Genomic DNA, 13,396 nt, shown 5'->3' with positions numbered 1-13,396 from the left:
GATCACGGGAATATCGCCGAGGATATTGCCGATCACCCCACCCACCAGCAGCAGCGGCATGAAGGCGGCGACCGTCGTCAGCGACGAGGCCAGTACCGGCCAGACCATGCGCTTGGCCGCCCCTTCGGAGGCGTGGCGAGCAGGCTCTCCCATGCGGAAGTGGGCATCGGCGTCCTCACCCACCACGATGGCGTCATCGACGATCACCCCCAGGGCCATGATCAGCGCGAACAGCGACATCATGTTGATCGACCCGCCGATGCCCCAGAACACTGCCATGGCGGCCATGAAGGCGGTAGGAATACCGATGGCCACCCACAGCGCCACCCGAGCGGGCAGGAAGAAATATAAAAGCAGCAGCACCAGCAGCAGGCCCCCCAGGCCGTTGCTGATCAGCAGCCAGATACGGTCGGCGATGAGCTGCCAGGTCTCGTCATGGACCTCGAGTGCCACCGTGGGTGGCAACTGGGGACGGGTCTCTCCCAGCCAGCGCTCCAGCACCTCGGCCGCCTCCAGGGAGTGGCCATCCTCGCTTCTCTGCAGCATCAGTTCCACCGCCGGGTGGCCGCTGCGGCTCAGGGTCACCTGCTGCTCCCGCGATTCCTGACGGATGGTGGCGATGTCGCCCAGCCGCAGCTGCACCCGCTCACCGCTGAGAACCGGCAGGTCGGCAAAGGCCTGCTCATCGCGGCGCTGCTCCACGGCACGCAGTTCGCGGGTGCTGTCCTGCTGGCCGAGCAGACCCGCCGGCAGGTCCCGGGACATGCCCTCGATCCGCTCGGCGATCTCCGCAAGGCTCATCTGCAGCCCCTGCAGACGCTCCGCGGGCACCTCGATGCTGATCTGCTGCTCGGGCAGACCGCTGATCTCCACCCGGTCGATGCCCCGCTGCAGCAGCTCATCCTCATAGCGGTTGGCCAGGTGGCGCAGCGCCTCGTGGCTCACCTCGCCATGCACCAGTAACCGGGCCACCGGCTCATAGCGGGCGGCCCGGGTAACGCGTGGCGTCTCGGCGTCGGCAGGCAGATTGGTGAACTCGTCGACCTGCTGGCGGACGTCGTCCAGGGCCAGAATCGGGTCGCTGCCCTCGGTGAATTCCAGCGTGATGCTGGAGATGCCCTGGGCCGACGTGGATGTCATCCGCTTGAGGCCATCGAGACTGCGCAGGCGCTGCTCGAGGGGCACGGTGAGCCCCTGCTCGATATCCTCCGCCGAGGCACCGCTCCACACCGTGCGCACGCTGACCACGTCCAGGGCAAAGCTCGGAAAGAACTGGATGTTCATGCGTGACAGGCCCAGCACCCCGCCAAGCAGCATCATCAGCATGACCAGGTTGGCCGCAACCCGGTGGTGGACGAAGAAACCGATCAGGCCGCGCCGACGGCTCATGGCCGACCTCCTTCGTCGGATTCCGCAACCTCGACACGCAGGCCCTCGATGGCATTGGGGAGATGGGTGGTGATGACCCGGTCGCCCTTGCCGAGTGCCTCGCCGCTGACCAGCGCCCAGCGCTCCTCGTCATCGCGAACCACCTCGCCGTGGCGGGTCACCGTCAGGCGTCGCATACGTCCCTGGTCATCCATCAGGTATAGCGCCTCGTTGCCATAGAGGGCGCTGTCGGGCACCGGCAGGCTGTCGGGCACGGCAGGACGAGCCAGCGACACGGCCAGCAGGCTGCCGGGACGCAGCCCTGCCCCCCCGGCCTCCAGGCGGAAGATCGCCTCGGTACCAGCGGGATCGCTCTCCCCGGCCAGCCCGACCAGCACAAAGCGAGTGCCATCGTCACCGCTGGCTACAAGCCGCGTCCCCTCGGCCAGGGCATTGAGCAGCTCGGCCTGATGACGCCGCGGGATGCGTGCCCGCAGCTCCAGCCCCTCCTCGGGATAGACGCTGAGCAGTGCGCTGCGGGCGGCCACCTGGTCGCCCGGGGCCACCCGGATGCGCGTGACGATGCCGTCGAAAGGCGCCTCGACGCGGCTGCGCGCGGCATCGCGACGCGCGGCGGCCAGGACGGCTGTGGCACGCGCCAGGCCAGCTTCAAGGCTCTCGAGGCGGGCTGGGTGCTCGGCGATGCTGCGCTCACGGGCTGCCACGGTGACACGGACCCGGGCCAATTCGTTGCGGGCCGCGTCAAGGTCGGACTGGGAGGCCAGATTGCGCTCCACCAAGGAGCGGGTGCGCTCCAGTTGGCGACGAGCGGTGTCGAGAAGCTCGCGCTCGCGCTCAAGGATCGCGCGATCGCTGTCATGGCGTACCCGCTCGCTCGTCAGCTGGGCACGACGATCGGCCACGTCGGCCTGGGCCTGCTTCAGGGGCGGACGAACATCGGCCTCGTCCAGTGCCACCAGCAGTTCACCGCGGGCGACCCGCTGCCCTTCGCGAACCGGCCGCTCGGCGATCCGCCCGGCCAGGGGGGCGGTAACGGTGATCCGCTCGGGTGCCATCACCTCGCCATAGAGCGGCAGGGCCGGGGCGTGATGCCCGGGAGAGGCCACCAGGGTCTCGACCCGCCAGGTGCGCTCCTCAGGAGTAACGCTGGCGCTCTCCGGCCGGGTGGCACGCAACCACAGGAAGGCCGCCACGCCAAGGGCCAGGATCAGCAGGGGAAGCAGGCGTCTGAGCATCGAGCTGAGTTCCAATGGCAATATCAATAGGTCCCAATGTACCGCCATCGGCAGGGGGTTGTCCGCGCCCTGGGCCAGCGGGCGACACTGTGCCTCAGGGGATGGACCCGGGCATAGTGCTCCCCGAATCGGGTATCATCGCGCCAGCTCACCGCACGGAGTCGCCATGCCAGCCGCCCTGCCTCTCCCGCTCTCCACCCCCAACCGCAACCTGGTGCGGTTGACCATCGTGCGTGGCATCACCTGGACCGGGTTTCTGGCCGCGATCATCATCGGTATCGAGCTGCTGGGCTTCTCGCTGGAAGTACCCGCGGTGATCGGGGTGATCATTGCCATGGGGGCCATCAACATCGCCACCTGGTGGCGCATGGGCCGCCCTCGGGCGGTGACCCATGGCGAGTACCTGCTCCATCTGCTGATCGACGTGACGGGCCTTACGCTGCTGTTCTACTTCACCGGCGGCTCCCACAACCCCTTCATCAATTACTACCTCGTGCCGGTCACCATTGCCGCGGCGACCCTTCCCTGGCGACACGCCTGGGTGATCGCCGCCGCCTCCATGGCCGCCTACAGCTTCCTGATGGTGGCCTATCAACCGGTGCCCCAATTCGCCCAGGGCCAGGGCGAGTCATCCCTCAGCCTCCATGTACTGGGCATGTGGCTCAACTTCGGGCTCTCGGCAGGACTCGTGACCTACTTCATCTACAAGATGGCGCGCGCCCTGCGCAGTCGCGACCAGGCGCTCTCCCGCACCCGTGAGGCCGCCCTGCGCAACGAACAGGTACTGGCCGTCGCCACACAGGCGGCAGGGACGGCCCACGAACTGGGCACTCCGCTCTCCACCATGGCGGTGCTGCTCAACGAGATGCGTGAGGACGCCAGGGACCACCCGGCACTGGCCCAGGACATCGAGCTGTTGCGGCAGCAGGTCGACACCTGCAAGTCGCGGTTGCGCCACCTGGTGGAGAGCGCCGACCGCCGACGCATGGCCGAGCCCGAGGTCCACGACGCTCAGGTCTGGCTGGCCGGGGTGATCCAGCGATGGCTGGTGCTGCGTCCCGATGTCAGCCACCACCTGGAGGTCACCGAGCGACGCGGACACCCCTGGCTGGCGGTGGATGCCACCCTCGACCAGGCACTGACCAACCTGCTCAACAACGCCGCCGACGCCAACCCGGACGATATCAACATCCGCCTCGACTGGAGCGGCGACCAAGTGATCATCGACATCCGCGACCATGGCCCCGGCGTGGCAATGTCGATTGCCGACCAGTTGGGCGAGACCTTCGTCTCCACCAAGAGCAAGGGGCTGGGTATCGGCCTCTTCCTGACTCACGCTACCATCAACCGCTTCGGAGGCGGCGTGAGCCTTTACAATCATCCCGATGGCGGCACCCTCACCGAGGTGACCCTGCCGCGCAGCCAGCCCGAACGCTGACCCCCGCAAGGCTGCGGGATGCCTGACCCCCTGCGAGGACAACATGCAAGTGACCGCCGAACGCCTGCTGATCATCGACGACGACGAAATGTTCTGCCACGTGCTCAACCGCGCCCTGAGCCGTCGTGGCTTTGAGGTGCTGGTGGCCCATGATGCCGCCCAGGCCCTCTCCCTGGCACGCCGCCACCAGCCCCAGCTGGCCACCCTGGACCTCAAGCTGGAGCAGGAATCGGGACTCAAGCTGCTGCCGGAACTGCTGGAAATCGTACCGGAGTGCCGGGTGGTGGTGCTGACCGGCTACTCGAGCATCGCCACCGCGGTGGAAGCGATCAAGCTGGGCGCGGTGAACTATCTCTGCAAGCCGGCGGATGCCGACGAGGTGCTGGTGGCCCTGTCGCGAGCTGAGGGCGACCCGGAGACCGAGGTGGCCGACAATCCGCCGTCCATCAACCGCATCACCTGGGAGCACATCCAGAAGGTGCTGCAGGAGCACGACGGCAACATCTCGGCGACCGCTCGAGCGCTGGGGATGCACCGCCGCACCCTGCAGCGCAAGCTGCAGAAGCGGCCGGTGCGGCGCTGAAAGCCGTAAGCCGTAAGCCGTAAGCCGTAAGCCGTAAGCCGTAAGCCGTAAGCCGTAAGCCAGGGTGCCGCCACCAAGGCTCACGGCAAGGGGTTTTCTTACAGCTTAAAGCTTACAGCTTATCGCTCCGGGCGAAGCCCGGTTATTGGGCCGTCCACCCCAGGTCGATGTTCCAGCTGGCCCCGGTGACGGCCCCAGCGAGATCGGAGGCCAGGTAGCCGACCAGTTCGGCCACCTCATGGGGCTCGATGAGGCGCTTCACGGCCGCGTTCTTGAGCATGATCTGCTCGATCACCTCCTGCTCCTCCATGCCATGCATCTTCGCCTGGTCGGCGATCTGGTTGTCGACCAGCGGCGTCTTGACGTAGGCGGGACAGATGGCGTTGGCGGTGATGCCCTGGCTGCCGCCCTCCAGCGCAGCGGTCTTGGTCAGGCCGATCATGCCGTGCTTGGCGCTGATATAGGCCGACTTGCCCGGGGAGGCCACCTGGGCATGGACCGAGGCAATATTGACGATGCGCCCCCAGCCATTCTCGCGCATGGAGGGCCAGGCGGCCTGGGAGAGCAGGAAGGGGGCGGTGAGCATCAGGTCGATGATCTGGCGCCACTTCGCTTCCGGGAACTCCTCGATGGGCGAGACGTGCTGGATGCCGGCGTTGTTGACCAGGATATCGACACGCCCGAAGCGCTTGATCGCCTCGGCCACCGCCGCCTTGCAGGCCTCGCCGTCGGTCAGGTCGGCCTGGAAGAAGGCAGCCCCGGCCTGCTCGGCGATCTCCTTGCCTGCCGGGTTGAAGTCCACGGCCAGCACCTGGTGGCCCTGTTCGCAGAAGTGGCGAACCACGGCCTCACCGATGCCGCTGCTGGTGCCGGTCACCAGAGCGATGCGGGGGGTAGAAGCGTTGGCGGTCATACGTGACTCCTCAGTCCTGGATAGTATTGTCGAATTCCGCCTTCAGCATAAGGCGGATGACGCACTGCGTCATCCGCTCAAGGGCTGGGCGCGGCAGGGGTCATGACCCGCTCCATCAGCTGCTGGGCGAGACGGCTGGCCTCCTGCAGGGAGCCAACGTCGGAGAGGTCGGCGAGCAGCTCGCATCGCCACCACCAATCCGCCTCCCCCAGGAATTCGAGCATGAAGGGGTAGCGCCCGGAGGGCAGTGATAGCGTCAAGCGCTCCGTTTCCGACCTCGGAACGGCCGTTTCGTCGAGGACCAGCACCAGCGAGAGCGAGACGGGCGTGATCAGGGCGCCAAGCAGGCCGCCGCGGCCGTCCTCCAGCCGGTGGGGCTGGAAGCAGAGGGCATCCGCGCCCAGCCGCGGATTGAAGCGGGAATCACGCTTGGCGGCCTTCAAGTGGCCATGGCGCCAGGCCTCAGCCAGTTGATGCAACCGGGCGTACTGATCGGCAGTCAGTGCCTGCATGGTGTCCTCCATGGGCGGCGGGGGCGCCAGTATAGCCGCCGGGGGACACATTCGGCAGGGGCATGGCGAGCTGATAGCATGAAAGAGCGTCCCCCTGCCAAGGAGCCACCATGACCCCCGCCCAGCGACTGGAGATCGCCGTCGACATCGCCCACGAGGCCGGCCGGATGATCGTCGAGGCACGGGAACGCCAGGTCTTCGGCCATCGCTATAAGCATGGCCATGAACTGGTCACCGATACCGACGTCGAGGTGGATACACGCATCGGCGAGCGTCTCGAGCAGCGCTTCGCCGGGGAGGCGCGCCTCAGCGAGGAGTTGGCCCCGGATCGCGAGGCGCTGTCCAGCCCCCGGGCACTATGGGTGGTGGACCCCATCGATGGCACGGTCAACTTCGCCCATGGCCTGCGCCACGTGGCGGTATCCATCGGCTGGGCCAGCCAGGGCCGCACCCGGCTGGGCGTGGTGCATGCCCCCTTCCTGGGCGAGACCTTCACCGCGCTCGACGGCCAGGGGGCCTGGCGCAACGGTGAGGCGATCCATGCCAGCCGCACCAGTGACATGGCCCACGCACTGGTGGGCACCGGCTTTCCCTACCGCCGCGACAGCCGGCCGCCGCTGTTGCGTCGCCTCACCGCCGTGCTGGCCCACTGCCAGGACATGCGTCGCAACGGCTCGGCGGCCCTGGACCTGTGCGACGTGGCCTGTGGCCGACTGGATGCCTACTACGAGAGCGTCTCCCCCTGGGACTGCGCTGCCGGCTGGCTGATCGCCCGGGAGGCGGGCGCCCGCACCGGACACCTCTATCCCGGCCCGGCCGGGATTCCCGAGGACCTCTACGGCGAGAACCTGCTGGTGACCAGCCCAAACCTTCATGCCGCGCTGGGCGACCTGCTGCGCCGGGCCGATGCCGGGGAGATCGACCTCTGAATGCCGCCATAGGAGGACGCCATCACCGCACAAGGGGGCGGCTATTGGCGAAACCTTGCCTGCTCGGTCACAATGGCAGGCTATCTTCCTCATTCCTCTTCACGCACTCTGCCGTGCAAGGAGTCGCTGCATGTTCGTCGTCATCTTCGGTCGCCCCGCCTGCCCCTTCTGCGACCGTGCCAAGGCCCTCGCCGCCCGGCTCGAGAGTACCGGGGCCATCGAGGGTCACCGCTATGTCGATATCCAGGCCGAAGGCATCACCAAGGCCGACATGGAGAAGACCATCGGCAAGCCGGTGCATACCGTGCCGCAGATCTTCGTCGACCAGACCCATGTCGGCGGCTTCACCGAATTCGACCGCTACGTGCGTGACCAGGCACTGCTGACCGCCACCAGCTGAGCCACCAGACCCTCGTCCGCCCTCGACGACGCGCTGTAGGCCTTGATCATCAGCAACGAAGAGGGCGATCCTGGCAAGCTCCTCAAGACGAACGTCTTTACCCGCGTTGAATGTCTCTTCGACCCCGCTGCCTATACTGGCGGCGTGCAGGCACAGGGCATCACGACAGAGGGACAAGGCACGATGCAACGGGAAGAGTTCGTCCAGCAGCTTTGGCTGGACTACATACACCAGCATCCGGACGTGGGCGGGTTACGGCTATGGCCCCTGGATGCGCCAGCAGAATACCTGGCGATCCTGACGCTGAATCATGGCCCCTGGGCCATGGAGGGCCTACTGCCGACCCTGGTGCGCTACGGATATCGGCCGCACCAGCGTTATGCCATGGCCGATCGTGGCCTGCTTGCCACTCTGTTCAGCGCCCCGGACGATGGCGCCTGGGTTCTGCTCGCCGAGCTCCAACTCGGCACCCTGTCGCGCCAGCCCCGCGAGCACCTCCAGCAGCTGGTTGCCGACGCCGACCCACGCGAGGCCCGCAGCCAGGCCCTGCTCTGCCATGGCCGCCCCTGGCCGATGCCCGACTGGCATACCTACCAGGCCCTGCACCAGGCTCACCCCCTGGCCGGCTGGCTCTCGGTGATGGGACCACGCATGCACCACGCCGGCTTCGACTGCCAGCGCCTGGGACACGACATCAATGAACTGGACGGTCAACTGCAGCAAGCCGGCCTCACTGGCAACAGCGACCGCCACCACGGCCTCTTCCCTGTCTCGCCGTTGCTCGACTACCGCTTCTATGCCACCAGCTCACGGCGCCTGGCCTTCGCCGAGGGCGATGAGCACCGCGTCGGCCTCGGTGGGCTCTCCCTCGTCCAGAAGCAAGTCAGCGCCAACCAGGAGCGTGCCGCCGAGCTGCTGTTGCCCCACCACACCCGCTGCGAGCTCTCCTGACCCTGGTCATCCACAGAATCTGTGGATAACGCTGTGCATCATCCCCATGGAAGGCCGTTGCGGACGTGATGCCAGGGGGACACGGCTCGGAATGATCAGTTTTTCGACAACCGCGTCGACGGCCCGAACGACAACGGCCCGGACACTGGTCCGGGCCGCCTGCCTTGCACCTCCCTTGAGGGATCACTCCTCGAAGGTCATCTCCGGAACGTGGTCAGGCACGACCAGCTTGCCCGCGGTCAGCGACGTGATCTCCTCCACGGAGACGCCCGGCGCGCGCTCCTTGAGGTGAAAGGCACCGTCCTTGATCTCGAGGTAGGCCAGGTCGGTCAGCACTCGATTGATACAGCCCGCCCCGGTCAGCGGCAGGTTGCAGGTCTCGAGCAGCTTGGACTCGCCATGCTTGGAGGCGTGGGTCATGGTGCAGATGATGTTCTCGGCACCGGCCACCAGATCCATGGCACCGCCCATACCCTTGATCAGCTTGCCGGGGATCATCCAGGAGGCGATGTTACCGTTCTGATCGACCTCGAAGGCGCCCAGCACGGTCAGGTCCACGTGGCCGCCGCGGATCATGGCAAAGGATTCGGCCGAGTCGAAGATCGCCGCGCCCGGACGCGCCGTGACAGTCTGCTTGCCGGCATTGATCATGTCAGGGTCGACTTCCTCCTCGGTGGGGAAACGTCCCATGCCGAGCAGGCCGTTTTCGGACTGCAGCATCACGTCGATGCCATCGGGGATGTAGTTAGCCACCAGGGTCGGGATGCCGATGCCCAGGTTGACGTAGAAGCCGTCCTCGAGTTCGCGCGCCACGCGCATTGCCATCTGTTCGCGAGTCAGTGCCATCTTTTTGCCTCTTGTGTTCGGTGGAGAAGCGGTCGTGAGTGAACGTCAGGGCTCAGCCCTGGTGCACGGTGCGCTTCTCGATACGCTTCTCGAAGGTGCCCTGGATGATGCGATCGACATAGATGCCCGGGGTGTGGATCTGGTCGGCCTTGAGCTCGCCGGGTTCGACGATCTCCTCGACCTCGACTACGGTAATCTTGCCTGCCGTGGCGGCCAGCGGGTTGAAGTTCTGGGCGGTATCGCGATAGACGACGTTGCCGTAACGATCAGCCTTCCAGCCCTTGACGATGGCAAAATCCCCCACCACCGACTCCTCGAGGATGTAGTGGCGACCGTCGAATTCGCGCACTTCCTTCCCCTCGCCGATCGGCGTGCCGTAGCCGGTGGCGGTGTAGAAGGCCGGGATACCGGCGCCGCCGGCACGCATCTTCTCCGCCAGGGTGCCCTGGGGCGTGAGGACCACCTTGATCTCGTCATTGAGCATCTGCTGCTCGAAGAGCGCATTCTCGCCGACGTAGGAGGCATGGATCTGGCTGATCTGCTTGTCCTCCAGCAGCAGGCCCAGGCCAAAACCATCCACACCGCAGTTGTTGGACCACACCGTCAGGTCCTTGACGCGGCGACGCTTGATCTCGGCGATCAGGTTCTCGGGGATACCGCAGAGGCCGAAGCCGCCGGCGATGACGGTCATCCCGCTCTCGATGCCGTCCATTGCCTCTTCATAGGAAGTCACACGCTTGTCGAATCCGGCCATAGTGGCGCCTCGCGTAGTTGTGGAGTGAATTGAGGAGTGAATAGGCAGAATGTCAGCCCAGTGTTGCTGCTGCCAATATATTTGTTAAGTTTGTTTTATTTATTGATTGATAGACATCTCTGATAAATTTGACCTTGGTAGCATGCCATGACCGTCAAGCAACTTCGCGCCTTCCTCGCTGTGGCTCGGACCCTGAGCTTTACCCAGGCCTGCGAGCACCTTCACCTGTCCCAGCCGGCACTGAGCCTGGCGATCAAGGGACTCGAGGAGAGCTTGGGCGGCCGCCTGCTGACCCGCAGCACCCGCAGCGTACGGCTCACCCCGGAGGGCGAGTCGCTGGTACCCCTGGCCAAGCGCCTGATCGCCGAATGGGACAACACCGAGGAGCTGCTGCGCCAGCGCTTCACCCTGCAGCTCGGCCGCCTCGCAGTGGCCACCATGCCCTCCTTCGCCAGCAACCTGCTGCCACCCGCCCTGCGCGTCTTCCGCCAGCGCCACCCCCGGGTCAACGTCACCGTGCATGACGTGATCAACGAACAGGTGATCGATATGGTGCGCGCTCGCCAGGTGGAGCTGGGGCTGGTGTTCGAGCCGGAGGCCACTGGCAGCCTCACCTTCACGCCCCTGTTTCGCGACCGTTTCGTTGCCGTGGTGCCGGCCGAATCGCGCCTCGCCGAGCGTTCACGCCTTGGCTGGCCGACGCTGATGACTCGCGACTTCATTGCCCTGCAGCGCCCCTCCATGGTGCGTCGGCTGCTGGAACAGCAGCTCGAGAGTCGCGGTCTGACCCTGCCCGCCGCCTTCGAGTGCCATCAACTGGCCACCGTGGGGCGCATGGTCGCCAGCGGCCTGGGGGTCAGCGCGGTCCCGTCGCTGTGTATCGCTCAGATGCAGCAGCACGGCGCCGTCTGCATCCCACTAGATGAACCGGTGATCGAACGCGACGTCGGCGTATTGACCTGGAACAACCATGAGCTCTCGGTCGCCGCCCTGGCGCTGCAGAAGGTGCTTGCCGAGACCATCCGCACGCCTGGTCTCGCCGTGGGACGTTGACGCCAGCCGCTGGGAAGCCCGTGGCCGATCCATTAGCATGGGCAACTCGTGAATTCGGCCAAGGAGAGAGGCATGCCGACCCTCAGGGGGCTCGTCAGCATCGTGCTGCTGACTCTCACCACCCTCGCCTGGGGGATTCCGCTGATTCTGCTCACCCTGGTCAAGCTGATGACCCCGAGTCGGAAACTGCGTCGCCGGGTGCTGGCCGCCCTCAACGGAGTCGCGCTCAACTGGGTCGGCAGCAACCTCTGGTGGATGCGTCGCTGGCTGAAGCCGCAGCTCGCAATAGCGCTGCCCGAAGGACTCTCCCGCGACCAATGGTGGCTGGTGCTCTCGAACCATCGCAGTTGGACCGATATCTTTCTACTGTTCTTCGCCCTGCACCGGCGCATCCCCATGCCCCACTTCTTCGTCAAGCGCCAGTTGATCTGGATCCCCATCGTCGGGCTGGCCTTCTGGGCCTTGGAGTTCCCCATGCTGCGCCGCCTGACCCGCGAACAGCGCGAGCGCAACCCCCAGCTGGCACGCCGCGATCGCGAGGCCACCGAGCGCATGTGCCGCCATGCCAGGGAACGCCCGATCGCCATCTACAATTTCGTCGAGGGGACCCGCTTCACTCCCGCCAAGCAAGCCGCCCAGGACGTTCCCTACCGCCACCTGCTGAGGCCCCGCGCCGGTGGCATCGCCCAGGTGGTGAGCCTGCTCGGCGACCGCCTCGGCGGCATTCTGGATGTCACCCTGCACTACGAGAACCCCGATCCCAGCTTCTGGGGCTTCCTCTGCGGCCGCGAGGGTCGGGTGCGGCTGGAGGCCCGGCGCCTGGCGGTCCCGGGCTGGATGCTCGAGGGCGACTATCACGACGACACGGACTACAAGGAACGCTTCCAGTCATGGCTCAACGCCCTGTGGCAGGACAAGGATCGCCGTCTCGACTCATCGCGCTGACCCTGCTGCTCGGCCTGGCGCTGCTGCTGGTCGGCTGCGCCGGGCATGGTACCGATGGTCGCGCAAGCGAGGAGATCGCCGGCGAGTGGCTCACCATCCAACGCGGTGACACCCTGGGGCAGATCGCCCGTCGCGCCGAGGTGCCCCTGGTGCGCCTGGAGCGCTTCAACCCCGGCGTCGATGCCCGGCGCCTGACCGTAGGCCAGCGCCTGCTGGTCCCCGGACACGATGAGCGAGCCCCTTCCGGCGGTCCCTACCGCTATCGGGTCCGGCCCGGGGACACCTACAGCGCCATCGCCCGGCGCTTCGGCGGCCGTGCCGATCGGATCCAGGCGGCGAACCCCGGCATTGCGCCCACCAGCCTGAGGGTCGGCCAGCTGATCCAGGTGCCACTGGGTGGCCGGCAGGCGGCATCCACGGGAACCACCGGGAACGGCGCTACGGCCAGCAAGAACCAGACCGACCGACCGGCGAGCAAGCGGCTGCCGGACCCGGGGGACCTGCCCGCCTCCGCGCGGCGCTGGCCCTGGCCGCTAGAGGACTACCAAGTCGAGCGTCCCTTTGGCGCCGACGGGCGCGGTACCCTGCAGCCCATGCTGCTCAGCACCCGTCGGGGCAGTCATGCCCGTGCCGTGGCCGACGGCGAAGTGCGTTTCGCCGACAGCATGCGACAGCTCGGCCAGGTGGTGATCATCCACCATGCCGACAATCTGCAGAGCGTCTATGCCCTCTGCGCGAAGCCGCTGGTAACAAGCGGCGACTCGGTCCAGCGCGGGACCCCGGTCTGCGAAGTCGGTCAACAGGATGGCAGTCCGCGGCTACTCTTCGACATGCGCCATGGCGGCAAGCCCATCGACCCTGCCCAGGTACTGCGCTGACGAGACGGCAGTGCCCTACCCATGCCGCCGCCCCGCCGTCATGACGCCGTCATCGTCGTGTCGCGCAGCTGTCATGGCCAGCCTGCATCCTCTTGCGGTGTCAGCCCCTCCGGGCCTGCCACCGCAAGAGGAGCCCCATGCGTATCTGCCTGGTCAGTGAAACCTGGTCCCCCGAGATCAACGGCGTCGCCCATACTCTGGGCCAGCTAAGCATGGAGATGCGCCGGCGTGACGTGGCCCTTCAACTGATCCGTCCCCGACCGGCGCATGGCACCGCGCCGCGAGCCGAGGGCATGGAGGCGGAGCTCCAGGTGCTCGGGCTGGGCCTGCCCGGCTATCGCCAGGTACGCATCGGCCTGCCGGCGACCTCGGCCATCCAGCGCCTGTGGCGACAACAGCGCCCGACGGCCGTCTATCTGGCGACCCAGGGCCCACTGGGCTGGTCGGCGTTGCGCGCCGCCGAACGGCTGGCCATCCCGGTGATCAGCGGCTGGCACACCAACTTCGACCACTACTGCCGTGACTATGGTCTGGCCTGGCTGGCGCCGCTGGTGGTGCGGCGCCTGCGCC

15 protein-coding genes are annotated in these 13,396 nt (G+C 66.6%); 9 read left to right on the top strand and 6 right to left on the bottom strand.

Annotation, left to right across the window (positions count from 1 at the left end):
- Together RI841_RS08780 and RI841_RS08775 are read right to left on the bottom strand one after the other, a co-directional pair.
- A partial coding sequence (locus tag RI841_RS08780) for an efflux RND transporter permease subunit (RefSeq protein WP_310705218.1) occupies positions 1–1,389 on the bottom strand: 1,389 nt, incomplete at its 3' end.
- Positions 1,386–2,624, bottom strand: a complete 1,239-nt coding sequence (locus RI841_RS08775) for an HlyD family efflux transporter periplasmic adaptor subunit (protein WP_310705217.1) — start codon at positions 2,622–2,624, stop codon at positions 1,386–1,388. The genes RI841_RS08775 and RI841_RS08780, both read right to left, overlap by 4 nt.
- A 166-nt stretch (positions 2,625–2,790) precedes the next feature.
- Here RI841_RS08775 and RI841_RS08770 point away from each other — a divergent pair, with 166 nt between their 5' ends.
- Both RI841_RS08770 and RI841_RS08765 read left to right on the top strand, forming a co-directional pair.
- Complete coding sequence (locus RI841_RS08770) at positions 2,791–4,062, top strand: ATP-binding protein (RefSeq protein WP_310705216.1); 1,272 nt, start codon at positions 2,791–2,793, stop codon at positions 4,060–4,062.
- Between the two features lie 43 nt (positions 4,063–4,105).
- Positions 4,106–4,645, top strand: coding sequence for a response regulator transcription factor (locus tag RI841_RS08765; RefSeq protein ID WP_310705215.1), 540 nt, complete (start codon positions 4,106–4,108; stop codon positions 4,643–4,645).
- Between the two features lie 142 nt (positions 4,646–4,787).
- Here the strand turns inward: RI841_RS08765 and RI841_RS08760 are convergent, their stop codons facing one another.
- A complete protein-coding gene (locus RI841_RS08760) occupies positions 4,788–5,558 on the bottom strand; it encodes a 3-hydroxybutyrate dehydrogenase (RefSeq protein WP_310705214.1) in 771 nt (256 codons plus the stop codon).
- Positions 5,559–5,635: 77 nt separating this feature from the next.
- Positions 5,636–6,070 carry a [NiFe]-hydrogenase assembly chaperone HybE gene (hybE, locus tag RI841_RS08755; protein ID WP_310705213.1) on the bottom strand — a complete coding sequence of 145 codons (435 nt, stop codon included), beginning with the start codon at positions 6,068–6,070 and terminating at the stop codon, positions 5,636–5,638.
- 110 nt (positions 6,071–6,180) lie between these two features.
- Here hybE and RI841_RS08750 point away from each other — a divergent pair, with 110 nt between their 5' ends.
- From RI841_RS08750 to RI841_RS08740, 3 genes are all read left to right on the top strand, one after another.
- Positions 6,181–6,999 (top strand): inositol monophosphatase family protein, encoded by an 819-nt coding sequence (locus RI841_RS08750; RefSeq protein WP_310705212.1) that lies wholly within the window; start codon positions 6,181–6,183, stop codon positions 6,997–6,999.
- A gap of 130 nt (positions 7,000–7,129) precedes the next feature.
- Entirely contained in the window at positions 7,130–7,399 is a 270-nt protein-coding gene (locus tag RI841_RS08745; protein WP_310705211.1) for a GrxA family glutaredoxin, read from the top strand.
- A gap of 183 nt (positions 7,400–7,582) precedes the next feature.
- The gene (locus RI841_RS08740; protein WP_310705210.1) at positions 7,583–8,350 is read left to right on the top strand and encodes a DUF1338 family protein; all 768 of its coding nucleotides are present in this window, start codon (positions 7,583–7,585) and stop codon (positions 8,348–8,350) included.
- A 183-nt stretch (positions 8,351–8,533) separates the two neighbouring features.
- Here the strand turns inward: RI841_RS08740 and RI841_RS08735 are convergent, their stop codons facing one another.
- Together RI841_RS08735 and RI841_RS08730 are read right to left on the bottom strand one after the other, a co-directional pair.
- Entirely contained in the window at positions 8,534–9,196 is a 663-nt protein-coding gene (locus tag RI841_RS08735) for a CoA transferase subunit B (protein ID WP_310705209.1), read from the bottom strand.
- A 52-nt stretch (positions 9,197–9,248) separates the two neighbouring features.
- Positions 9,249–9,950, bottom strand: a complete 702-nt coding sequence (locus RI841_RS08730; protein ID WP_310705208.1) for a CoA transferase subunit A — start codon at positions 9,948–9,950, stop codon at positions 9,249–9,251.
- A gap of 147 nt (positions 9,951–10,097) precedes the next feature.
- Here RI841_RS08730 and RI841_RS08725 point away from each other — a divergent pair, with 147 nt between their 5' ends.
- The 4 genes from RI841_RS08725 to RI841_RS08710 all read left to right on the top strand — a co-directional run.
- Positions 10,098–11,003, top strand: coding sequence for a LysR substrate-binding domain-containing protein (locus tag RI841_RS08725; RefSeq protein WP_310705207.1), 906 nt, complete (start codon positions 10,098–10,100; stop codon positions 11,001–11,003).
- A gap of 72 nt (positions 11,004–11,075) precedes the next feature.
- Positions 11,076–11,948 carry an acyltransferase gene (locus RI841_RS08720; protein ID WP_310705206.1) on the top strand — a complete coding sequence of 291 codons (873 nt, stop codon included), beginning with the start codon at positions 11,076–11,078 and terminating at the stop codon, positions 11,946–11,948.
- Positions 11,894–12,826: a M23 family metallopeptidase gene (locus tag RI841_RS08715; RefSeq protein ID WP_310705205.1), complete on the top strand. Its 933-nt coding sequence runs from the start codon at positions 11,894–11,896 to the stop codon at positions 12,824–12,826. Before RI841_RS08720 ends, RI841_RS08715 begins: the two co-directional genes overlap by 55 nt.
- 137 nt (positions 12,827–12,963) lie before the next feature.
- Positions 12,964–13,396 (top strand): glycosyltransferase (locus RI841_RS08710; RefSeq protein ID WP_310705204.1); only part of this gene is annotated, 433 nt, incomplete at its 3' end.

Source organism: Halomonas sp. (assembly GCF_031581305.1).
Taxonomy (GTDB): Bacteria; Pseudomonadota; Gammaproteobacteria; order Pseudomonadales; family Halomonadaceae; genus Halomonas.
The sequence above is the reverse complement of the archived record's forward strand: the minus strand, read 5'-3'. Positions and strand labels throughout refer to the sequence as shown.